20 protein-coding genes and 2 pseudogenes are annotated in these 19,738 nt (G+C 72.0%); 8 read left to right on the forward strand and 14 right to left on the reverse strand.

The window, feature by feature from the left end; translation table 11 throughout:
• The first annotated feature begins 139 nt into the window (after positions 1-139).
• Complete coding sequence (locus EOT10_RS17815; RefSeq protein WP_127829205.1) at positions 140-859, forward strand: helix-turn-helix domain-containing protein; 720 nt, start codon at positions 140-142, stop codon at positions 857-859.
• A 94-nt stretch (positions 860-953) separates the two neighbouring features.
• The gene (locus EOT10_RS17820; RefSeq protein ID WP_127829206.1) at positions 954-1,508 is read left to right on the forward strand and encodes a dihydrofolate reductase family protein; all 555 of its coding nucleotides are present in this window, start codon (positions 954-956) and stop codon (positions 1,506-1,508) included.
• Positions 1,509-1,758: 250 nt separating this feature from the next.
• Here the strand turns inward: EOT10_RS17820 and EOT10_RS17825 are convergent, their stop codons facing one another.
• The 3 genes from EOT10_RS17825 to EOT10_RS17835 are packed head-to-tail and all read right to left on the reverse strand — an operon-like array spanning position 1,759 to position 3,809.
• Positions 1,759-3,267 (reverse strand): MFS transporter, encoded by a 1,509-nt coding sequence (locus EOT10_RS17825; protein WP_223281031.1) that lies wholly within the window; start codon positions 3,265-3,267, stop codon positions 1,759-1,761.
• Positions 3,260-3,628 carry a VOC family protein gene (locus EOT10_RS17830; RefSeq protein ID WP_127829207.1) on the reverse strand — a complete coding sequence of 123 codons (369 nt, stop codon included), beginning with the start codon at positions 3,626-3,628 and terminating at the stop codon, positions 3,260-3,262. Before EOT10_RS17830 ends, EOT10_RS17825 begins: the two co-directional genes overlap by 8 nt.
• 1 nt (position 3,629) lies before the next feature.
• Positions 3,630-3,809: a ribbon-helix-helix protein, CopG family gene (locus tag EOT10_RS17835; RefSeq protein WP_127829208.1), complete on the reverse strand. Its 180-nt coding sequence runs from the start codon at positions 3,807-3,809 to the stop codon at positions 3,630-3,632.
• A gap of 43 nt (positions 3,810-3,852) precedes the next feature.
• On the opposite strand from EOT10_RS17835, the pseudogene EOT10_RS41330 reads away from it, so the two are divergent.
• Positions 3,853-4,128: pseudogene (locus EOT10_RS41330) on the forward strand (Tn3 family transposase); the annotation flags it as partial.
• 216 nt (positions 4,129-4,344) lie between these two features.
• Here the strand turns inward: EOT10_RS41330 and EOT10_RS17845 are convergent.
• Entirely contained in the window at positions 4,345-4,860 is a 516-nt protein-coding gene (locus EOT10_RS17845) for a hypothetical protein (protein ID WP_127829210.1), read from the reverse strand.
• Positions 4,861-4,995: 135 nt separating this feature from the next.
• Here EOT10_RS17845 and EOT10_RS17850 point away from each other — a divergent pair, with 135 nt between their 5' ends.
• Both EOT10_RS17850 and EOT10_RS17855 read left to right on the forward strand, forming a co-directional pair.
• Complete coding sequence (locus tag EOT10_RS17850; RefSeq protein WP_127829211.1) at positions 4,996-6,270, forward strand: sensor histidine kinase; 1,275 nt, start codon at positions 4,996-4,998, stop codon at positions 6,268-6,270.
• A complete protein-coding gene (locus EOT10_RS17855; RefSeq protein ID WP_067360243.1) occupies positions 6,258-6,908 on the forward strand; it encodes a response regulator transcription factor in 651 nt (216 codons plus the stop codon). The genes EOT10_RS17850 and EOT10_RS17855 overlap by 13 nt, the downstream gene beginning before the upstream one ends.
• A gap of 415 nt (positions 6,909-7,323) precedes the next feature.
• On the opposite strand, the gene EOT10_RS17860 is transcribed toward EOT10_RS17855, so the two are convergent.
• From EOT10_RS17860 to EOT10_RS41335, 4 genes are all read right to left on the reverse strand, one after another.
• Positions 7,324-7,683, reverse strand: coding sequence for a hypothetical protein (locus EOT10_RS17860; RefSeq protein ID WP_127829212.1), 360 nt, complete (start codon positions 7,681-7,683; stop codon positions 7,324-7,326).
• A 26-nt stretch (positions 7,684-7,709) separates the two neighbouring features.
• Complete coding sequence (locus EOT10_RS17865; RefSeq protein ID WP_223281032.1) at positions 7,710-9,905, reverse strand: protein kinase domain-containing protein; 2,196 nt, start codon at positions 9,903-9,905, stop codon at positions 7,710-7,712.
• A gap of 71 nt (positions 9,906-9,976) precedes the next feature.
• Positions 9,977-12,352, reverse strand: coding sequence for a protein kinase domain-containing protein (locus tag EOT10_RS17870; protein ID WP_189491695.1), 2,376 nt, complete (start codon positions 12,350-12,352; stop codon positions 9,977-9,979).
• Positions 12,353-12,505: 153 nt separating this feature from the next.
• Positions 12,506-12,679, reverse strand: coding sequence for a hypothetical protein (locus tag EOT10_RS41335; RefSeq protein ID WP_189491731.1), 174 nt, complete (start codon positions 12,677-12,679; stop codon positions 12,506-12,508).
• A 53-nt stretch (positions 12,680-12,732) separates the two neighbouring features.
• On the opposite strand from EOT10_RS41335, the gene EOT10_RS17875 reads away from it, so the two are divergent.
• Entirely contained in the window at positions 12,733-13,047 is a 315-nt protein-coding gene (locus tag EOT10_RS17875) for a hypothetical protein (protein WP_223281043.1), read from the forward strand.
• 78 nt (positions 13,048-13,125) lie between these two features.
• Here the strand turns inward: EOT10_RS17875 and EOT10_RS17880 are convergent, their stop codons facing one another.
• The 5 genes from EOT10_RS17880 to EOT10_RS17900 all read right to left on the reverse strand — a co-directional run bounded on the left by EOT10_RS17880 (position 13,126) and on the right by EOT10_RS17900 (position 17,286).
• A complete protein-coding gene (locus EOT10_RS17880) occupies positions 13,126-13,917 on the reverse strand; it encodes a VOC family protein (RefSeq protein WP_127829215.1) in 792 nt (263 codons plus the stop codon).
• Positions 13,918-14,303: 386 nt separating this feature from the next.
• Positions 14,304-15,551, reverse strand: coding sequence for an NAD(P)/FAD-dependent oxidoreductase (locus EOT10_RS17885; protein WP_127829216.1), 1,248 nt, complete (start codon positions 15,549-15,551; stop codon positions 14,304-14,306).
• Positions 15,551-15,745 (reverse strand): ferredoxin, encoded by a 195-nt coding sequence (locus EOT10_RS17890; protein ID WP_127829217.1) that lies wholly within the window; start codon positions 15,743-15,745, stop codon positions 15,551-15,553. Before EOT10_RS17890 ends, EOT10_RS17885 begins: the two co-directional genes overlap by 1 nt.
• 37 nt (positions 15,746-15,782) lie before the next feature.
• Entirely contained in the window at positions 15,783-16,721 is a 939-nt protein-coding gene (locus EOT10_RS17895) for a pyridoxamine 5'-phosphate oxidase family protein (RefSeq protein WP_127829218.1), read from the reverse strand.
• 109 nt (positions 16,722-16,830) lie between these two features.
• Complete coding sequence (locus EOT10_RS17900) at positions 16,831-17,286, reverse strand: VOC family protein (RefSeq protein WP_127829219.1); 456 nt, start codon at positions 17,284-17,286, stop codon at positions 16,831-16,833.
• Between the two features lie 158 nt (positions 17,287-17,444).
• Between EOT10_RS17900 and EOT10_RS17905 the strand changes: the two genes are divergently transcribed.
• Entirely contained in the window at positions 17,445-18,011 is a 567-nt protein-coding gene (locus tag EOT10_RS17905; RefSeq protein ID WP_127829220.1) for a CGNR zinc finger domain-containing protein, read from the forward strand.
• A 451-nt stretch (positions 18,012-18,462) separates the two neighbouring features.
• On the opposite strand, the pseudogene EOT10_RS17910 reads toward EOT10_RS17905, so the two are convergent.
• A pseudogene (locus EOT10_RS17910) lies at positions 18,463-18,861 on the reverse strand (AMP-binding protein); the annotation flags it as partial.
• Between the two features lie 445 nt (positions 18,862-19,306).
• Here EOT10_RS17910 and EOT10_RS17915 point away from each other — a divergent pair.
• On the forward strand, positions 19,307-19,636 hold the full coding sequence (locus EOT10_RS17915; protein WP_189491698.1) for a tyrosine-type recombinase/integrase: 330 nt from the start codon (positions 19,307-19,309) through the stop codon (positions 19,634-19,636).
• Positions 19,637-19,738 lie beyond the last annotated feature (102 nt).

Genomic DNA, 19,738 nt, shown 5'->3' on the forward strand with positions numbered 1-19,738 from the left:
GCGAAAGATCCGAGGCCCCACCTGCCCGCACTCGTCACCGTCGCGGCCATCCACCTCAGCGCATCTGGCGCGCAGCTTTGGCCGTCCGCGCGAGGTGACACACTGGCGGCGCAGGCGTCGGTGAACGGGGGCGATCCGGTTGGGTCTGGAGATCGAGAGCCGGCCGTCGGAGTTGCCGTACATCGAGAGGGTGTGGCGCAGCCGCAGTGTCGAGGTGGGCCGGATGACGTCGATCGCGGCGTCGCATGGGGAGCTTGTCTTCTGGGAGCACGACGGCCGGGTGCAGGCGGCCGTGCTGGGCCCGGAGCCCAGGGCCTGTCCGGCTCTCGTGCCCAGGGACGCCACGTTCTTCGGTATCAGTTTCGCTCTCGGCACCTCGATGCCTCACGTGCCGATCAGTCGGCTTGTGGGTGGTGGCGCGGAGATACCCGACGTGACCCGGCGCTCCGTGTGGCTGAAGGGTTCCGCCTGGCACGTGCCCGATTACGACAACGCGGAGGCGTTCGTACGGCGCATGGTGCGTGAGGGCCTCGTGGACTGCGACCCGATCGTGCCCGCGGTGCTCGGCGGCGCGGTCCCCGATGTCTCCGAGCGGACCCTCCAGCGGCGTTTCGTCGCGGCAACGGGCCTCACCCAGGGGGCCATCCGGCAGATCCACCGTGCCCGTGAGGCGGCGGTACTGATCCAGGAGGGGGTGCCGGCACACGACGTCGTGCACCGGCTGGGCTATTTCGACCAGCCGCACCTGGCGCGGTCCTTGACACGGTTCATCGGCCGGACCGCCACTCAGCTGAGTGCTCCGGACAGGCCGGAGCCGCTGTCGCTTCTGTACAAGCCCTCCTCCCCGGTGCCCGCATAGCCTTCCTGACATAGCCGACGGGGTCGGCCCGCCCGGCCGGAGCACTACTCGGGCGAGACCGGGCGGACGACCCCGAACTCATCACGGAGGAATCATGCGCAAGGTTGTTTCGGGCCTGTTCGTCTCGCTCGACGGTGTCGCCCAGTCGCCGAACGAGTGGCAGTTCGCGTTCGACGAGGAGATGGGCGCGGCGCTGGGAAAGACGCTGGAGTCGGCTGACACGATTCTGCTGGGCCGGGTGACCTTCACCGAGTGGGCCGGGTACTGGCCGACGGTGACCGACGGCGAGGACGCCGGCTTCGCCAAGTGGATCAACGACTCGCCCAAGTACGTCGTCTCCTCCACGTTGGAGAGCGTGGACGACTGGGCGAACAGCACGCTCATCAACGGCGATCCGGCGGCCGCGATCGAAGAGCTCAGGGCGGGCGAGGGGAAGGACATCACCGTCGCGGGCAGCCCCACGCTGGTGCGTTCGCTTCTGGAACAGGACCTGCTGGACGAACTGGTACTGCTGATCCACCCGGTGGTGGCTGGCGAGGGCCGCAAGAAGCTGTTCGCCGACGACGCCGCCCTGAAGAAGCTGGAGCTGGTCAGCGCTCAGCCGACCAGCAGCGGAGTGATCATCGCGACCTACCGTCCGACGCGCTGATCACTGCTCGACGAGGGCCGGGTACACGGACGGGCAGGAGATCGAGCCGCTTGTCCATGTCGAGGCGGAACGTGCCGTACGGGTCGATGTCGGACCAGAACAGCGCGGTCCCGCAACGGTGCCGGCCTATGCCCACCCGGACCTCCGGGGACGGACCGGTTGAACGGAGCGCTTCAGTTTCTGTGCCCGAGCGGGGCGACGGAGACTGCCGCGCCGACAACGGGATGAGTCAGCGCCGGGCCGTGGTGGCCTAGGCGGTACCTGCCGGGCATGTGTCGACCCGGCCGCGGATGGCGGACAGGAGCGCGGCGAGGGCCATGATGCCCGTCATGGCGTAGAAGGCCGCGCTCAGTCCGTTGGTGAAGGCGGTGGCGTCCGGCCCGTGCAGGCTGGTGGTGCCGACGAAGATGGCGAAGGCCGTGCTGCGAGGGATGGAGTGTGCTGCGACCAGGATGGCGGTGGTGAAGGAGAACACCATGCCGATACTGGCGGACGTCCTGAGCACGCCGGAGGCGATGCCCAGGCGCTCGGGCGGGGCCGCCTTCATGACCGCGGAGCTGTTGGCCGCGTAGAAGAAGCCGCCACCGATCATGATCACCGCGTTGCCGATCGCGGGCAGCCAGAGTGAGCTGGTCGTGGTCATCTGGGCGAAGACGACGAGCGCGACGACCGAGATGCCCAGCCCGGCGGTTGCCGGGATCACCGGGCCCAGCCGGTCGGCGACGCGCCCCGCGTACGGGCCCACTGCCGCGCCGAGCACGTAGCCCGGGACCATCAGCATGGACGCGGTGATCGGACTCAGCCCCCGTGGACCCTGCAGATACATGATCACCAGGAAGAGCACCGCGAAGCTTCCCAGGCCCTGCAAGAGCGAGGCCAGCAGTGAGGGAGACACCCTCGGAATGCGGAACAACGACAGGTCCAGGGTCGGTTCCTCGTGCCGCAGCTCGATGAATACGAACGCCACCAGCAGCACCAGGCCCCCGGCCAGGTAGGCCAGGTGAGTCGCGTTCAGCGGCTCGGCGGCCAGACCGGTCATCGCCCACAGCACGCCGAACAGGCCAAGGCCCAGGGTGAGCATGCCCAGCGGGTCGAACCGCCTGCGGATCCGCTCGCTGCGGTCCTGCAGTACCCGCGCGGCCAGGACCAGCGCGGTCAGGCCGATCGGCAGGTTGATCCAGAAGATCCAGCGCCAGGAGACGTAGGTGACGATGACGCCGCCGAGCAGCACGCCGAGCACGGAGCCCAGCGAGAAGCCGAGGGCGTTGAAGCCGTAGGCGCGGCCGCGTTCCTCGGGCGGGTAGAGCTCGGAGATGATCGCGCCGCTGTTGGCGGCGATCAGCGCGGCGCCGAGCCCCTGGACGACGCGGAATCCGATGACGGCCGGCGCGTTCCAGGCCAGCGCGCACAGCACCGAACCGAGCACGAAGACGACGAATCCCGCCTCGTACATGCGCACCCGGCCGAACATGTCGCCGAGCCGGCCCAGTTGAGTGGCCAGCACCGTGACGACCAGGAGGTAGCTCACGACCACCCAGGTGACCGCGGCCAGCGAGACGTTCAGGTCCTTTTGGATCGCGGGCAGTGCGAGGACCACGATCGTGCTGTCGACCGCCGAGATGAGTACGCCGATCATCACTACGAGCATGCCGAGCCCGCGCCGTGGAGTGCCGGGCGCCGCTAAGACGCGGCCCGGAGCCGTCGCGGCATTCGCCATCGCCGCCTCCGGGCTCTTCGGTGAGGCGGGCACGTCACTCATGCGCTTCCTCCTTCCCGGTCCGGCCCTTGGGGGCCTGAAGGCTCCACAGCCGCCCGTCCGGGTCGCGCACGGTCATCAGCCGGGTCCCGAAGTGCGTGTCCTCGAACGGGGTGACCACCTCGACGGCAGGGTCGGGGCGAAACGCGTCCGCGTCGGCCACCTTCAGCACCAGCTGCATCTGCGGCTGCCGGTCTGCGGGCACCTCGGCGATGAACAGCGAGGGGCCGTCACCGTTGCGCAGCCGGCCGGAGCTGTGGTCCGTCTCGAACTCCAGCTCAAAGCCGAGCCCTTGGAAGAACCGCGCCGCCTTGCCCCAGTTATGGGTCTCCATGAACACGGCCTCGATACCTTCGGTCGTCATCTCAGACCTCTTCCTCATCCGTTCGCTGACGTTCTTCCTGGCTGTCGTCGAGGTAGGCACGCAGCGCCTCGGCAACCAGCGCCGACAGCGACAGCTCCTTCTCGATGGCACGGTGCTTGACCTGCTTGATCAGTCCGATCGGCAGGTACACGTTGAACTGCTTCACATCCTCGTCGCCCACGGCAAGCACGCTAGCAAGCTAAATCGCTAGATGTCGATCGCAACAGCTCGCCCGCGACATCTGCCCCGGCAGGCGCGGGCAGATCATGCAGGCGTACCGGACGGGCGAGGAGGACCAGCTCGGCGCGCTCGGACCAGTGCTGAACGCCGCCGCGCTGTGGACCACCCGCTACCTGGACGCCGTCGTGACCACCCTGCGGGCCCTGCCCGCCGACCAGCGCGAGCACGACGTCCTGGCCGAGGACGTGTCCCGGCTCTCCCACGCCGACCTGATCGTCGTGGGCCGCTACGGCTTCCGCGGCTCCACCCCGGCCGGCGGAGCGCCGGGCGCGTCCAGGAATGGGCAGGCCTCGTTGGGCGTACGGATAGGGCGCTGTGTCGCCCAGCCACCAGGCGGCGGCCAACGCGGCGCCCCCGCCGGCGGCGACCGCCCCAGCGGGTCCGGGCCGGGATCCGGGCGACGGGGGTGGTGATGCGGTGCATGGTGTTCTCCGGTGGATCGATTCGGTCCGTGGCATGTGGCTGGCTGGTCGGCGTCACGCGTGCCGGCTCAGCGCCCGCAGCGCCAGCCGGCCGCACAGCGCGGCGAGCGGCAGCTCGGCGCCGAGCGCCATGGCGACCGCGGTGGCGAAGTCGCCGCCCGGGGCCGCGGTCGTGGTGTCGAACCAGGCGTCCACCACAAGCAGCGCCGCGGTCGCGGCGGCTGCCAGGGCGTGCCGCCGGTCGCCGCGGGCGGCGAGGAGGCCGGTGGCGATCAGGCCGAGCGCCTCCAGCGCGTCGAGCCCGACCCAGGCGACCGGCCAGTGCGCCGCGGTCGCGGTGGCCGGCAGGCCGGTGGCCAGCACGTACAGCCACGGCAGCAGGGCGAGCCCGCAGGCGACCAGCAGCCACCCGGCCCGCCGCATGCCCCGCGCCGGGCGCGGCTCCTCCGCCTCTTCGTGGAGCGGGATGACCTCGGCGCGGTCGAAGCCCTCGGCACTGGCCAATTCGTCATCGCACAACACCAGTTGACGCATCGTCTTCCCCCGCTCTCCGTCGGCTCTCCCCTTCACGTGCTCCACCCTCCGCCGCACACGGGGGCGCCGTCAGTCACGCAGGGTTCCGACCCGGGGTGGAGAAAAGTGCACCCCCGAACCGGGCGGGAGCGTCATGGCACGGGGATGGCCTGCGGCTTTACCGTTTGACGCATGCGACTCACGACGTGGCTGCAGCTGGTGCTGGGCCGGCCGTTCCGCAGGGCGGGACACCGGACCGCGCTCGTCGCCGCCGGCCTGCCGCTCCACCTCGCCGTGGTGCCACTGTGGCTCTGGCTGCTCGGCACGATGGCGGCGTTGGTGCGCGCGCCCGGCGTGGTGGCCGTGACTCCGCTGCCCGTGCTGCTCACGCTCGTGGTGACACCCCTGCTGACCGTCGGGCAGCGGCGGCGCTACCGGGCGCTCGTCGGCAAGGACCTCCCGCGCCCCGCCGTACCCGGGCCGGGACGCAACTGGAAGTCGGCGGTACGTCAGCTGACCACGCGGGCCCTGTGGCGGCAGGTCTGCTACCACGCCGTGGCGGGTCCGCTGCTCGCCGTCCTGGACCTCGCCGTCCTCGCCGTCTGGGCCGTCGCTCTCGTGGCCGCCTCCATCTACGTGTGGATCTGGGCGCTGCCCCCGCAGTGGCGGGTCACCGACCTCGGGTACACCACGCAGGCCGCGTACATCACCGCCGGCGGCCTCGCCCTGCTGTTCCTCGGGCCCCGGCTGACCGGCGCTCTGGTGCGGCTGGACACCCGGGCGGCCGAGGTCCTGCTCGGCCCCAGCCGCACGGAGAAGCTGGCCCGCCGGGTCGCCGACCTCGCCGAGAGCCGGGCCGGCGTGCTCGACGCCGCCGACGCCGAGCGGCGGCGGATCGAGCGCGACCTGCACGACGGCGTACAGCAGCGCCTCGTCTCACTCGCCGTCAACCTGGGCCTGGCCAGGTCCACCCTCGGCGACCTGCCGGAGGACGCCCGCAAGGTGATCGACGAGGCGCACCGCGAGGCGAAGGAGGCGATCACCGAGCTGAACAACCTGGTGCGCGGCCTGCATCCGGCCGTCCTTGAGGACCGCGGCCTCGACGCCGCGCTGTCCGGGGTCGCCGCCCGCCTCCCGATCCCGGTGCGCGTGGCGGTGGACCTGCCGCAGCGCCCCTCACCCACGGTCGAGGCCGTCGCGTACTTCGTGGTCTCCGAAGCCCTGACGAACGTGGTCAAACACGCCCGGGCGACCCGGGCGGACGTGACCGTGGAGCGGATCGGGGAGACACTGCTGGTGGTCGTCGCGGACGACGGCGCGGGCGGCGCGGATCTCGCGGCGGCCGACGGTGGCACCGGGCTCGCCGGGCTCGCCAAGCGCGTCGCGTCCGTCGACGGCACGTTCTCCTGCCGCAGCCCCGCCGGGGGCCCGACCGTCATCACCGTGGAGCTGCCGTGCGCGCCGTGATCGCCGAGGATTCCCTCTTGCTGCGCATCGGCGTGGTCAAGGTGCTGGAGGCGGCCGGCTTCGAGATGTGCGCGCAAGTCGCCGACGCGGAAGGGCTGTTGGCGGCCGTCGAGGAGCACCGGCCCGACATCGCCGTGGTCGACGTGCGCATGCCGCCCGGCTTCACGGACGAGGGAGTACGCGCCGCGCTGGTGATCCGCCGCCAGTACCCGCGTACCGCCGTGCTCCTGCTGTCGCAGTACGTGGAGGAGCGGTACGCCGCCGATCTGCTCGCCGCCAACACCTCGGGCGTCGGCTATCTGCTCAAGCAACGCGTCGCCGACGTCGAGGAGTTCGCCGAGGCGGTACGCCGGGTGGCGGCCGGCGGCACCGCGCTCGACCCGCAGGTCGTCGCGCAGCTGCTGGTGCGCCGCCACAGCGATCCGCTCGACCGGCTCACACCGCGCGAGCGGGAGGTGCTGGAGCTGATGGCGGGCGGCCGGTCCAACTCCGGCGTCGCCGCCGAGCTGGTCGTGAGCGAGAGCGCTGTCGCCAAGCACATCAACAGCATCTTCACCAAGCTCGACCTGCCCAAGGCCGACGCCGACCACCGCCGCGTCCTGGCGGTGTTGCGCTTCCTGGGCGTCGCGACCGCATAGTGCGCGATCACGCCCGCATGCCCAGTCGACAACGGTGCTGATCGCCATTTGGTCGGGAATGCGGCACCTTCGGACAGGTGCTCTTCAGCAGGCTTTGCCGCGCTGGGAGTCGAAGGTGGTGGCCGTCGTACGCAGGGCCATGGCATGGGTGGGGCCGGTCAGCGCTGGCGTATTCGCAGTCTTCGGGGTTGGGCGGGGTGGCTCGGGCTGGTCGGTCGGCTGTTGTCCGGAGCAGATGTGATGTCAGGGCGGTCGTTCCGTCAGCGCCTTCGTCCCGGGTTCGGCGGTGCGGGGGTGGTGGAGTCGGCCGGAGCCGGGGAGGACTGGCCGGGAGCGGTCGAGGTCGCCTGTGGGCTGCGTTGTCGGGCGGCGAGAACGCGCTGCTCGTCGCGTTCCGCACGTGTGGCGCCGCTGCTCAGCATGCTGTGGCTTCGGCCAACGCGGTGCGGGCGGCGGTGAGGTGGGCCGCGATCCGGGTTCGGGCGAAGTCGGCGTTGGCGCGCGGGTTGGCATAGGCCGAGGTGAAGTGGTCGATGAGGAGCTGATCGGCCTGGGCGCCGCCGAGGGCGTTGATCGCGCGGCCGACGGTGGCGAGAGCGTGGGCGAGATCCGTTGCGGTTTGGGCGTGGGCTTGCTGGGGACCGGAGCGCCCGTGGCCATAGCCGTGTGGATGTCCTGGCCCTGGGCGGTCACGAGGGGGGAGCAGTGTGCTGAGTTCGGTGAGGGAGTCGGACAGGTGCTGCTCGGAAGCCGTCGCACCAGCAGCAGCGACCACCGAGAGGGCATCAGTGACCCGGAGGGTCAGAGCTTGAGGCCCAGCAGCGTGTTGCCGCTGGACGCCCACGTGCGGTTGCCCGAGCTGGTCGCCGTCCAGGGCACGGACAGGGTGTCGCCCTCGTAGGGGAGGGACCAGATCCGGCTGCCGTCGGAGAGGGCGTATCCGTGCAGGCCGGGGTGGCTGCCGCCGTTAGTGCCGAGCAGGGCGAGGCCGGCTCTGGCGGCGAGGACCAGGGACAGGCCCTTGCCGAGGTCGGCGGTGCGCCACAGGCGGTGTCCGCTGCGCAGGGCGTACGCCGTGAGCGGGCCGTGCCCCGCGGTGAGGTCCGTGCCGACCGGGGGCGTGGCGGTGGTGAACAGGGACGTGCCGAAGGGGCTCAGCTGCTGCACGGATGCCGGCCGGTCCCGCCACAGGGTCTTGCCGGTGCCCGCGTCCAGGGCCGCGAACGAGCCGTTGGCCAGGCTCTGTTGGAGGATCACCGTCCGGCCGTCGTCGGACAGGAGTGCCATGCCCGCGAGTGTCTCGTCGATGATCTCGTCGCCGGGGTCGAGGCCGGTGGGGACCGTCCACAGCGGGTGGCCGTCGGACAGGCGCAGGCCGGTCAGTTCGGCGGTGTCGTGGCGCAGGGCGACGGCCATGCGGGTGCCCGGGTTCGTGCCGATGCCGAAGAGTTCCGCGGGGTGGCTCCACAGCTTCTCGCCGGAGCGGGCGTCCAGGGCGTGGGCGGTGCGCCGGTACTCCAGGGCGCCCTCCGGACGCGTCACGCACAGCAGGACCTTTCCGCGCGGATAGACGGTGGTGAGGGGGGCGTCGCGGTGCCAGCGGACCGTGCCCGAGCCGTCGAGGGCGTACAGGGCGCGCGTGTTCGCCGAGGTGACGTACGTCCATCCGCCGGCGCCCGCCTGGACGATCAGGTCGGTGGCCTCGGGGCTGCTGTCGCCGGGTGGGGCGAAGCGCCAGGTGCGGGCCCCGGTCGCCAGGTCGCGGGCGTGGACCGCGCCGTCCAGCTCGATGGCGTACACGGTGTGTCCGTCGGTCGCGGAAGAGACGGTGCCGTACGGGTCGCTGCGCCACAGGGTGTGGCCCGTGTCCGGGTCTACGGCGGCGACGCCTGCCCCGTTGCTGTCCGAGAGGAGGACGCGTCCCCGGGCGGCCGTCCACACTTTGGTGAAGCCGTCGGGGAGTTGCTTGCGCCACAGGACCTGGGGCGGGTCCGGTTGCTGTCCGGACGTGCTGCCCCGGGTGAGGTACCAGCCGCCGAAGGCCGCCGCCGCGACCGCGCCGCCCGCGGCCGCGATCACCTGCCGCCGGCTCCAGCGGCCGGACGGGGCGTTCGCCAGCTCCTCCTGGACCGTCTCCTCACGCCGCCGGACGTCGCGTTCCACGGACTGGGGCAGCCAGCCCGTGCCCGGGAGCGGCGGCGCGCCGAACAGCTCGGCCAGCTGCGGCACTTGCGGCCGTCGCCACGGCTCCTTCGCCAGGCATGCCGAGAGCGGCTCGCGCAGGGCCTCAGGCGTTCCGTCCAGGTCCGGTTCCTCGTGGACGGTGCGGTACAGCAGGATGTGCAGCCCGCTCGCCCCGAACGGGCCGCGTCCCGCGGCGGCGAAGGCCAGGGTGGCGCCCAGCGAGAACACGTCCCCGGCCGCTGTGCACGTGCGGCCGGAGATCTGCTCGGGCGGCATGTAGCCGGCCGTGCCGAGGATCTGGCCGGTGCCGGTGAGTCCGGAGGCGTCCACAGCGCGGGCGATGCCGAAGTCGATGACCCGGGGCCCGTCCTCGGTGAGCAGGATGTTGGACGGCTTCAGGTCTCGGTGGACCAGGCCGGCCGCGTGGATGGCGGCCAGCGCCTCGGCGAGCCCGGCGGCCAGCGCGCGGACCATCTGCTCCGGCATCGCGCCGTGCGCCGTGACCGCGTCGCTGAGCGAGGGTGCGGGCAGGTAGGCCGTGGCCAGCCAGGGCAGCGCCGCGTCGGGGTCGGCGGCCAGGACGGGCGCGGTGAAGGCGCCGCTGACCTTGAAGGCGGCCTCCGTCTCGGCGCGGAACCGCTCCCGGAAGCGCGGGTCCTGGGCGTAGCTCTCCCGTACGACCTTCACCGCCACGGGGCGTCCGGCCCGGGTCGCGGCCAGATAGACCCGGCCCATGCCTCCGGAGCCGAGCAACCTGAGCACCCGGTACGGGCCGACGGTCGCCGGCAGCGACGCCGAGGACGGCGGCGGCACCAGGGACGAGGACGGAGCGGAGGGAGAGGACGGAGAGGAGGGGGGTGGGGACGGGGACGACGGCGGTACGGTCATCCGGCGTCCGCCCGGTACGCCCGGAGCCGGCCGCCGCCGCTGACGAACACCGTGCTGTCGTGCACCGCCACGCTCCAGGTGTCGAGGGCTTTGATCGCGGCTCCGATCGCCGACGCCGGCGGTGAGGCGGCGCCCCGGCCGGGCTTCTCCTGCAGCGCCCACAGCTCCTTGCCGTCCGAGGTGCGCAGCACCACGCAGCCGCCCTTGCCGCCGTTCTGGGACACGCCGGTCGCGGTCACCGCCAGGGTGCTGAAGAGGACCGCGGTGACCTGCTCCGACGCGGCGATGGTGCCGCCGTTGAAACTGTAGGGGGACAACTGCACGGGGCTCGTGCGGCGCCATCTGAGCTTGCCGGTGCGGAGCTCGACGGCGTAGACGTGGTTGGTGTCGTTCGCGAGGATCAGGTCGCCGGCCACGACCGGGGGCGTCACGGCCGTCATGGGCAGCGCCCAGCGGCGGCGCCCGCTCGCCGTGTCGTACGCGGTCATGCCTCCCTTGAGGTTGATGGTGATCAGCAGGTCGCCGGCCACCGTCAGCGAGGAGCTGAGTTCGGTGCCCTGCACGTAGGCGGGCAGGTGGCTGTCGCGGTTCGCGGGGACCTTGACGGACCAGCGGTTCGCTCCCCGTGCCGCGTCGACGGCGTGCAGCGTCAGGCCGGCGTCGGTGTCCTCGGTGTAGTACAGGCCATGGCGGTCGGCGGCGTAGCGCATGATGGCGGCGGAGTACGGCCTTTTCCAGAGGACGCGGCCCTTGTCCAGGTCGATCGCGGCGGCGGTCTGGGTGAACTGGTAGTCGGGGCTCGCGCCGGGACTGGGGACGGTGGTGTCGCTCCCGGTGCTGTTGACCAGGCAGTAGACGGTGCTGCCGTGGCCGGCGAGGAGCTGGGAGGGGCTCATGGTCCCGGGCGTGAGGGATGCCTTGCGCCGCGGGCGGGCGGTGGCGGGGTCCACGTCCTCCACGTCGTAGTGCACGGAGAAGGACCCGCCTACCTGCATGCGGTAGAACAGCACCTCGTCGTCGGTCATGCCGAGGATGAACCCCTTGGTGGTGAGCGGGTCCGTGCCGCCCACCGGCTGCCCGTCGGCGCCGGTGCCGTGTCCCCAGCGGACCGCGCCGGAGGAGGCGTCGAACGCCGCCACGTACGCGGAGTCCGTGAGCACGACGACGGAGCCGAAGGCCCGCAGGCCGGGGATCGCGGACGAGGCGGCGCCCGGCGCCGTCCACAGAGGCTTCGGCGGATCGGTGAGCTTGAGGGTCTCGCCCTTCGAGCCGAGCGGCTTGCCGCTGTCCGGGTTCCTGCCCCCGCCGTCCTTGCCACCGGTGTTCGTGAGGACCACGGCAGCGCCGCCCGCCGCGAGGACGCCCAGCACGGACAGTCCGCCGATCAGTGCCTGCCTGCGGCCGAGGCGCGGCTCCTTGCGCCCGGCGCCCGGCACCATCCCTGGCGGGGGCGGCGCCACGGCCATCAGCTCGGCGTCGCGGGCCCGCAGCGCCAGATCCTCCCGCAGCGACGGAACGAGCAGGGCCTCCGGGTCGGCCGGGGCGAGTTGGGACAGGACCTCGTCGAGAGCGGGCCGCCGGGACGGTGTCTTGTCCAGGCAGCGCTGCAGCAGCGGATGCAGGGCATCGGGTACGCCGGACAGGTCGGGCTCCGCCGTCAGCACACGGTGCAGCGCCCCTTCGTCGCCCGTACCGAAGGGGCCCTCCCCGCAGGCCGCGTACACGAGCAGCCCGGCCAGGGAGAAGACGTCTCCCTCCGGGCCGACGTCGTGGGAGGAGGCGATCTGTTCGGGGGCCATGAAGGCGGGTGAGCCGATCATGGCGCCGGTGCCCGTCAGCCGGGTCTCGTCGAGGGCCTTGCTGATCCCGAAGTCGATGACGCGCGGCCCGTCGGCGGCGAGCAGTACGTTGCCGGGCTTGAGGTCGCGGTGCACCAGGCCGACGCCGTGGATGGCCTGCAGCGCCTCGGCCAGGCCGGTCCCGAGCGCACGCAGCGCCGGCTCCTGGAACGAACCGCCGACCCGCACCGCCTGATCGAGCGTCGGCCCCGGGATGTACGCGGAGGCCACCCACGGCCGCTGTCCCTCGGTGTCCGCGTCCAGCACGGGCACGGTGAACACGCCGCTGACCCGGCGCGCGGCCGCCACCTCCCGGCGGAAGCGGCTGCGGAACGCGGGATCGTCGGCGTACTCCTCCCGCACCTGCTTGACCGCGACGAGCCGCCCGGAGGTGGTCCGGCACAGGGACACGACGCCCATCCCGCCGCCGCCGAGCGGACGCATCACCACGTACGGCCCGATGGTGGCGGGCAGCACGACGGTCATGTCCTCGGACCCCGCCGCCGCCTCCGCGCCCGGCATCGGTGCTCCCATGCTTCCCATCCCCGGTCTGCCTCCCCCACGTCCCGGCCCGCGCCCCGCCCCTTCGGCGAGGGAAGGGACGTCCTGCCCCCGTACACCGGTTCCGCCTGCGGAGGACACGGTGACACGGTGATCGTCAGAAGGGAACGGCACCGGGTGTGCGGTTCAACTGTGGGGGTTCTCCGGGGACTTGGCGAGTGAAACGCTCTCCAGGTGCTGCGGCACGGGGCGGGCGACCAGCTCGGCTACGCCGCGTTCCTCGGCCGGCCCGGCCATCGCCGCCGTCGGCATGACCGACGCCCAGGCCGTCGAGGCCGGACTGCGCTGCGACTGCCGCACCCTGGACCTGGGCGTACGTACCGCGCGCGCCGGCCGACCGCGACACGCGTGGCCTGGTCAAGCTCGCGGCGGAGGCGGGCACGGGCCGCCTGCTCGGCGTCCACGCGGTCACCGACGGCGCGGGCGACCTGATCACCGCCGCCACCTACGCGATCACCGCCGGGTTCACGGTCGAGCAGCTCGCCCACACCTGGGCCCCGTACCTGACCATGGCCGAGGCACTGAAGCTCGCCGCCAGACCTACCACGCCGACATCACCAAGCTGTCCTGCTGCGCGAGCTGAACCCGATGACCGCGGGGGATCTGCCCCGCCGTACGGTCGTCACCGTCGTGCAGGACATCGAACAGGCCGCACGGGCCCCGGGTGAGCGTCACAACTCACCCGACCCGTGCGGCCCTTCGCGCGTCATGCGCCGACCGCGATCGGCGCCGGCTCCCTGGACGCGTCACATCGGGACGGTCTTGATCACCGCGAAGACTGCACCCTGCGGATCCTGGACGACGGCCATCCGGCCCGCGACGAAGTCGAACGGCGGGACGAGCACGTTGCCCTTGGCCTTCACCAGCGCGTCCACCACGCTGTCGGTGTCGTCCACCGCGAAGTAGGTGAGCCAGTGCGGGGGTACCCCGGGCGGCGCGCCCTCCATGGTGGTCATGCCGCCGACGGGGCGGTCGCCCACGTTCATCGAGTGGTAGTCCGTCATGCCGGCGCCCTCCATCGGGGCGGAGACGAGGCCGAGCGCCCTCTGGTAGAAGGCCGAGGCGGCGGGAATGTCCGAGGTGTGCAGCTCGTTCCAGGTCAGCGCGCCGGGCTCGTTGACCACTTGGGCACCGTAGAAGTCGACGGGCTGCCAGACGCCGAAGACGGCGCCTGTCGGGTCGGCCGCGACGAACATCCGGCCGACGGTTCCCACGTCCATCACCGGGAACATCGGCGTGCCACCGGCGTCGGAGATCGCGGCGTGGGTGGCGTCCGCGTCGGCGCTGGCCAGGTACGTGGTCCACACCGTGGGCGGGGTGGGGTCCCCTTCCTTCATCGGCACGGCCTTCATGATCCCGGCCACCGGCTTGCCGTTCAGCGTGCACATCGCGTACCCGCCGAACTCGGGCGGGCCGATCTCTCCCTGCCAGCCGAGCAGGTCCCGGTAGAAGTCGAGCGCCGCCTGCTGATCAGGGGCCATCAGATCGACCCAGCAGGGCGTGCCGGGCGGGTAGTGCGAAGCGGTCACTTCAGCCATCTGCGGTCTCTCCCGTGCGGTGCCGCCCCGTCGTTCCGGGGCGTGCGGTGGCCCCCCAAGAACTCACCCTCACCGCCCCCGGCGCGACCCGCCACCTGTGGGGTCCGGGTAGCTCAAGGGCGCCAGTATCGGGCAGCATCACGGGGTCGTTCTCGACACTGTCAGGCCGCCGGGCCGGCTCCGCCCTGAGCGCGGGCCTGGTCCCCCCGTATCACGTCGTCGTCGAGGAGGCCGGCCGGTTTCCCACAGCGCCGGCAGGGCTGTGGTTCGGGCAGGAACCCGGTGATAGCTCAGAGCCTCCGTGACGACTGGGGCGGGCATCTCCAGCACGTGCTGCGGTGTTCATGTTGTCGCGGTTGTCGATCCATCGGAACAGGAATTCGGACTTAGTTCCCCTGTACGGCCTCGGCGGCGGCCTGTCGTGTCGCCGCGTCCACTATCTGCTGGAGGTGGCGGTGGTGGGTGGCGAGGCGGCCTGGGCGGCCGGCGGTCAGGGCGCCGACCAGTCGGCCACGCCGGTGGTAGACGACCTCCAACTTGCGGGCGATGACGTCGAGTTCGATGACCTCGGCCGCGTCCGCGCGGGAGGGCAGACCCACCGAGCGGATGGCCGCGCCGTGCAGGTCGGACCAGAAGGAGGGCACGGTGGGGGACGGTCGGGGCGGGTCCGGGTGGAGCAGGGTGCGGGCGGCGGTGGCGGCCTGTTCCACCGCGTTGGTCCAGTGGCCGAGGACGATGGGTTCGTGGTCGGCCAGCGGGTGCGGCGCGCGGGCCGCGTCGCCCGCGACGGTGACGTCGGTGAACGGTGTGCCGTCCGGGCGCAGGGCGCGCAGATACGGGTCGCAGCGCACGCCGCCCTCGGCGTCCAGGCCCGAGCCGGTGAGCCAGTCGGTGGCGGGCAGCGAGCCGAGGGCGAGTACCGCAGCGTCGGCGGGGTGGTAGGAGCCGTCGGAGAGCAGCGCACCGGCGAGTTGTCCGTCGTCGTGCGTGCGGAACTCCTCGACGGTGGTGCTGGTGCGCAGGTCGATGCCGGACTCCCGGTGCAGCGCGGCGACATAGGCCCCGGCGTCCGTGCCGAGGGCGCGCTGCAGGGGCTGGGCGGACGCCTCCACCAGTGTGACGTCCAGGCCTCGGGTGCGGGCGGCGGCGGCGACCTCGCCGCCGAGGAAGCCCGCGCCGACGACGAGCAGCCGGCGGGCGGTGGCGAGTGCGTCGCGGAGTACGAGTGTGTCGTCCCAGCCTCTGAGGGTGAGCACATGGGGCGGGAGCGGCGCGGGCCAGCGGCGGGCGGTCGAGCCGGTGGCGATGAGCAGTCCGTCGTAGGTGAGCGTGGTGCCGTCGGCGAGGGTGAGCGTGCGGGTGTCGGGGGCGAGCGCGACGGCCGCGCAGCCGAGCTGCCAGCGCACGTCCAGGCCGTCGGGGACGGGGAGTTCGGGCACGGTGGGGCGGGCGTCGGCGGTCAGGAGCTGTTTGGACAGGGGCGGGCGGTCGTAGGGCGGCCGGGGCTCGTCCCCGACGACGGTGATCGTCCCGGTGAAGCGTTCGGCGCGCAGTGCCTGTGCGGCCCGCAGGCCGGCCAGGGACGCGCCGACGATCACCAGTTCGCGTCGGTCGGTGCGGTTCGGGTCGGTCATCAGGAGCCCGCGAGGACAGTGATGGCGCGCACCGGGCAGACGGCGGCGGCCTTGTCCGCCGCTTCCCGCAGTGCGTCGGAGGGCGCGGCGTCGTAGGTGAGGCGGTCGTCGTCGTCGAAGGCGAAGATCTCGGGCGCCGCGAAGACACACTGGCCGTGGCTCTCGCAGAGGTTCAGGTCCACGGTGATCTGCATGGCTGGCTCCTGGGGATGGTGGTGGGGCGCCGGGCGGTCAGGCGACCGGCGGGTTGAAGCGGGAGTAGCGGGGCTCCGACCAGCGCAGCTGGGAAGCCGCGTCGATCTCGCGTACCGCGGTGACGGAGAACTCGACGAGGCGTTGCGCGCCGGGTGTGCCGGCAATCTCCTCGGGGTCCCACACGGTGCGGGCGGTGCCGGACAGCTGGAGCGTGGCGCCGGTGTCCCAGCCGGGGAAGAGCAGGCCGGCGGCCGGGTTGAGGGCCAGGTTGCCGAGCGTCAGGAACATCGCGTTGCCGGTGTAGTCCGGCCAGCGCAGCAGGGTCGGGGAGAGCACCTGGACGAAGCCGGGGTTGCCGCCGCGGTGCGAGGCGTCGGCGTCCGCGCGGTCGGAGGCGGTGGCGATGAAGAAGGTGTCCGCCGCGCGCACGGTGCGCTGCTGGGCGGGGGTGAGGGCGGTGCCGTGTCTGACACGGTGATCCTTCGGCCCGTCGGACGCCTCGTCCGCCGTCCCGTCCGGGCCGAGCAGGCGGTACTCCCGTTTTTGGAGGTACTTGGGGCAGTTGGAGATCACCTGGTCGAGTTCGATGTGCAGCCCGGTACCCCGGCGCACGGAGCGTCCGTTCATCCGCATCCGGCGCCGGGTCGCCGGTTCGATGGCGATCATGCCGATCCGGGTGACGGAGGCCGGGTCGGCCAGTGTCTCGGCCAGCGGGTCCTGCGGCAGGGGCAGGGCGTCGACGGCGAGAGTGTCGGGCCCCGGCACCCTCAGAAACCCGGGCTCCCCGGTCAACTGGCCCGCCCACAGCCTCCCTTCCCGGTCCGCGGCCCCGACGACGAGCATCGGCTGCCCGGCGAGGAAGTCGACGGCGACCTGCGGCACGGTCGTACCGATGGCGGCACCTGAGAACTCCGCTTCCTGGGCCATCCCGGCACGCTCTTGTACGGCGATCTCACCGCTGTGATAGGTGGCCATGGCGTTCCTTTCGGGGTCGGTCGGACCGAGGGAGGGGGCGGGCGGCCAGGTGTTTGACCCCCCGGCCGCCCGGCGGTCCGGCGGTCCGGCGGCTCAAGCGCTCGGCGGTTTAGAAGAAGCCGCAGGTGGGCGCGCCCGCCGTCGGAGCGGCGGCCGGGTCGGCGCCGGTGGGGGCGTAGATCTCCAGGCGGATGCCGTCCGGGTCGGTGAAGAAGATGCCGCCGGATGCGGCGCTCTCGCCGTGCGGGACGACGCCCTGGTAGGTGAACTCGGCGCCGAGACCGCGCAGCACCTGCTCGGTGGCCTTGACCTCGTCGATGCTCTCCACCTGGAACGACAGGTGGTGCAGACCGGGGCGGGCGGTGTCGAAGGTGCCCTCGCTCTGCTGCCACAGCGTGACCAGCAGCTGCGCGTCACGGCCGAGGAAGGCCCAGCGGCGCCCGTCGTCCTTGCCCTCCGCGAGGACCTCGAAGTCGAAGACTTCGCGGTAGAAGGCGAGCGAGCGGTCCAGGTCCGTGACGTTCAGGCCGACGTGCCCGGTCTGCAGGGTCTTCGCCTTGCTCATGGCTGATCACATGCCTTCGTCAGGGGTTGCGGGGCGAACCCCCGTAACCGTTAAAAGAGAGATTAAGGGTTAGAGAAGAGCGGGGTCAACCTCTGATCTTGTTTTGACCGGTTAACGTGGGTGGTCAGTGCACGCCGTCCCAGCAGAAAGGCCCGCCCGTGTCACGCGCTCCGGACGCCGACCCCCGGCCCCTGACGGCCGAACCCCTCGCCATCGACCTGCTCAACACCCGCTGGATCGACGGCACGACCCGCTACGACCTGCTGGACTCGCTCGACGGCCTCACCGTGTGGCTCAGCAGCGCCCCCGTCGTCGACGCGCTCGGCAGCGCCCTCGACGCCGACCAGGAGACGCTGGACCACCTGCTCCAGGCCCGGACCGCGCTCGACGCGGTCATCGGCAATCCGGCCCCTACGACACCGGCGGCCGACGCGCTCAACGCCGTCCTGGAACACGGCCGGCTGCGCCGCACCCTCGGCCCCGACGGACCCCACAGCGCCATCGAGGTCGACGCCCCGTCCTGGCTCCCTGCCTGGTGCGCGGCCGAAAACTATCTGCGGCTGCTCGCCGACCGCCCCGAACGGATCCGCCCCTGCGCCAACGACGCCTGCGTGCTGCACTTCTACGACGTGTCCAAGAACGGCACCCGCCGCTGGTGCTCCATGGCCGGCTGTGGCAACCGCGCCAAGGCCCAGCGGCACTACGCCCGGCACGGCGGCGCCTGACCGCACCACGACCGCAGCGGAGCCGGGGCTCGTCCAACAACGGGCCCCGGCCTACGGCACGGACTACCCCCTGATACTCGACCCCCGCCGCCCGCTCCAGGACAGCCCGCGCCGTGGCCGCGTCCTCGCCGTAGCCGACCGCGCTCACCACGTAGGCCTTCGCCGCCCACAGCCCGACCGGGTCCGGCACCGGGACGACGGCCGCGTCCGCCACTGCCGCGTCGCGCAGCAGTACGTCCTCCAGCTCTCGCGGCGAGATCCGGCGGTCGACGGACTTGAACATGTCGTCGGCCCGCGCCAGATAGGTGAGGCGGCCGTCCGCACCGCGCACCGCGAGGTCACCGGTGCGGTAGCGGCCGTCGGCGAAGACCCGCGCCGTGCGCCGCTCGTCGCCGACGTATCGGCGCATCAGGCCGAGCGGCCACTGCGACGACTCCAGCTCCAGGCAGATCTCGCGCGCTTCACCGTCCACGACGGCACGTCCGGTCCCGGGGTCGACCAGGGCCACCGCGTAGCCGGGCAGCGGGAACCCCATGCTGCCGGGGACCGGGGTGCGGCCCGGCGGGTTGCCGATCTGGCCGGTCGTCTCGGTCTGCCCATAACCGTCGCGCAGGTCGATGCTCCAGGCGCGGGCGACCTGTTCGATCAGCGCCGGTTCCAGTGGCTCGTCGGCGGCGGTGGCCTCCCGCAGCGCGGGCGGAGCCCAGCGCAGGCGCAGCGCCCTGACAACACCACCCGCTCGTACGCCTCGGAGTGGAAGACGTGGACGGCGTTCTGCGAACAGATGGGCGTCCCCTCCACCGCGGCCACCCGTGGCACGCTGCGGGCCTTCGTCGACTTCCTGTGGCATCGCGAGAAGCGCGCATACGCGCCACCATCGACCGCAAGCTCGCCGGCGTCTCGGTCACCCTGCGCACGCAATACGGCGTCGCCATCGATCCTGAAGCCACCAAGTCCGCACGGGAGTTGCTCAAGGATTACCGGCGTACAGCCAGGGAGAACAAGGAGCCCGAGCGCGGCCGCGGCAAAGCACCGGCCATGCGGCTCAAGGCCCTTCGCCTGATCGTGTCCAAGTGCGACGACGACATCTTCGGCATCCGTGACCAGGCCATGGTCCTGATCGGCTTCGCCATCGCCGCCCGCCGTGCGGAACTGGCTGGTCTGCTGCTGCGCAACATCCGTGAGGACCCCAAGGGGCTCCTGGTCGACGTCATGGTCTCCAAGGTGGACCCGCGCACCGTGCCCATCCCCTACGGCGCCCACCCGGCGACCTGCCCGGTGCGGGCCTGGAAGCGGTGGCAGGAAGCAGCACAAGGCACCGACCCGGACCTGCACGCCTTCCGCCGTATCCACCACACCGGCGCCGTCCAGCCGCAGGGTCTGACCCGCAGCGTGCCGGGGACGTCATCACCCCGGCATGCCTGCGAGCCGGTATCGAGGACCTGTTCACCGGCCACTCGGTGCGTTCGGGCATGGCCACCGAGGCCCGCCGGGCCGGCAAGGACCCAAAGGCCATCGCCCAGATCACCGGCCACAAGCCGAACTCCAGCGTGCTCCACGCCTACATGCAGATCGTCGACCAGTGGGACGAGAAGGACAACGCCCTGATCGGAATCGGCCTATGACTCCTTCCGCGTGGAGGTGAGAGATGGCCACGGCCATGCCTCGCATCCGCGGCACGACACCTGCCGTGCGGGTGGCAACTGCCGACGTAACCCTTGCTCAGG

It is taken from the genome of Streptomyces antnestii (assembly GCF_004005495.1).
GTDB lineage: Bacteria > Actinomycetota > Actinomycetes > Streptomycetales > Streptomycetaceae > Streptomyces > Streptomyces antnestii.

What these genes read in the sequence shown, in the direction of transcription:
- EOT10_RS17885 (WP_127829216.1), bottom strand. Translation starts at nt 15,551, where the DNA reads ATGACCGACCCGAACCGCACCGACCGACGCGAACTGGTGATCGTCGGC.
- EOT10_RS17820 (WP_127829206.1), top strand. Translation starts at nt 954, where the DNA reads ATGCGCAAGGTTGTTTCGGGCCTGTTCGTCTCGCTCGACGGTGTCGCC.
- EOT10_RS17870 (WP_189491695.1), bottom strand. Translation starts at nt 12,352, where the DNA reads ATGGGAGCACCGATGCCGGGCGCGGAGGCGGCGGCGGGGTCCGAGGAC.
- EOT10_RS17825 (WP_223281031.1), bottom strand. Translation starts at nt 3,267, where the DNA reads ATGAGTGACGTGCCCGCCTCACCGAAGAGCCCGGAGGCGGCGATGGCG.
- EOT10_RS17850 (WP_127829211.1), top strand. Translation starts at nt 4,996, where the DNA reads ATGCGACTCACGACGTGGCTGCAGCTGGTGCTGGGCCGGCCGTTCCGC.
- EOT10_RS17880 (WP_127829215.1), bottom strand. Translation starts at nt 13,917, where the DNA reads ATGGCTGAAGTGACCGCTTCGCACTACCCGCCCGGCACGCCCTGCTGG.
- EOT10_RS17900 (WP_127829219.1), bottom strand. Translation starts at nt 17,286, where the DNA reads ATGAGCAAGGCGAAGACCCTGCAGACCGGGCACGTCGGCCTGAACGTC.
- EOT10_RS17895 (WP_127829218.1), bottom strand. Translation starts at nt 16,721, where the DNA reads ATGGCCACCTATCACAGCGGTGAGATCGCCGTACAAGAGCGTGCCGGG.
- EOT10_RS17890 (WP_127829217.1), bottom strand. Translation starts at nt 15,745, where the DNA reads ATGCAGATCACCGTGGACCTGAACCTCTGCGAGAGCCACGGCCAGTGT.
- EOT10_RS17830 (WP_127829207.1), bottom strand. Translation starts at nt 3,628, where the DNA reads ATGACGACCGAAGGTATCGAGGCCGTGTTCATGGAGACCCATAACTGG.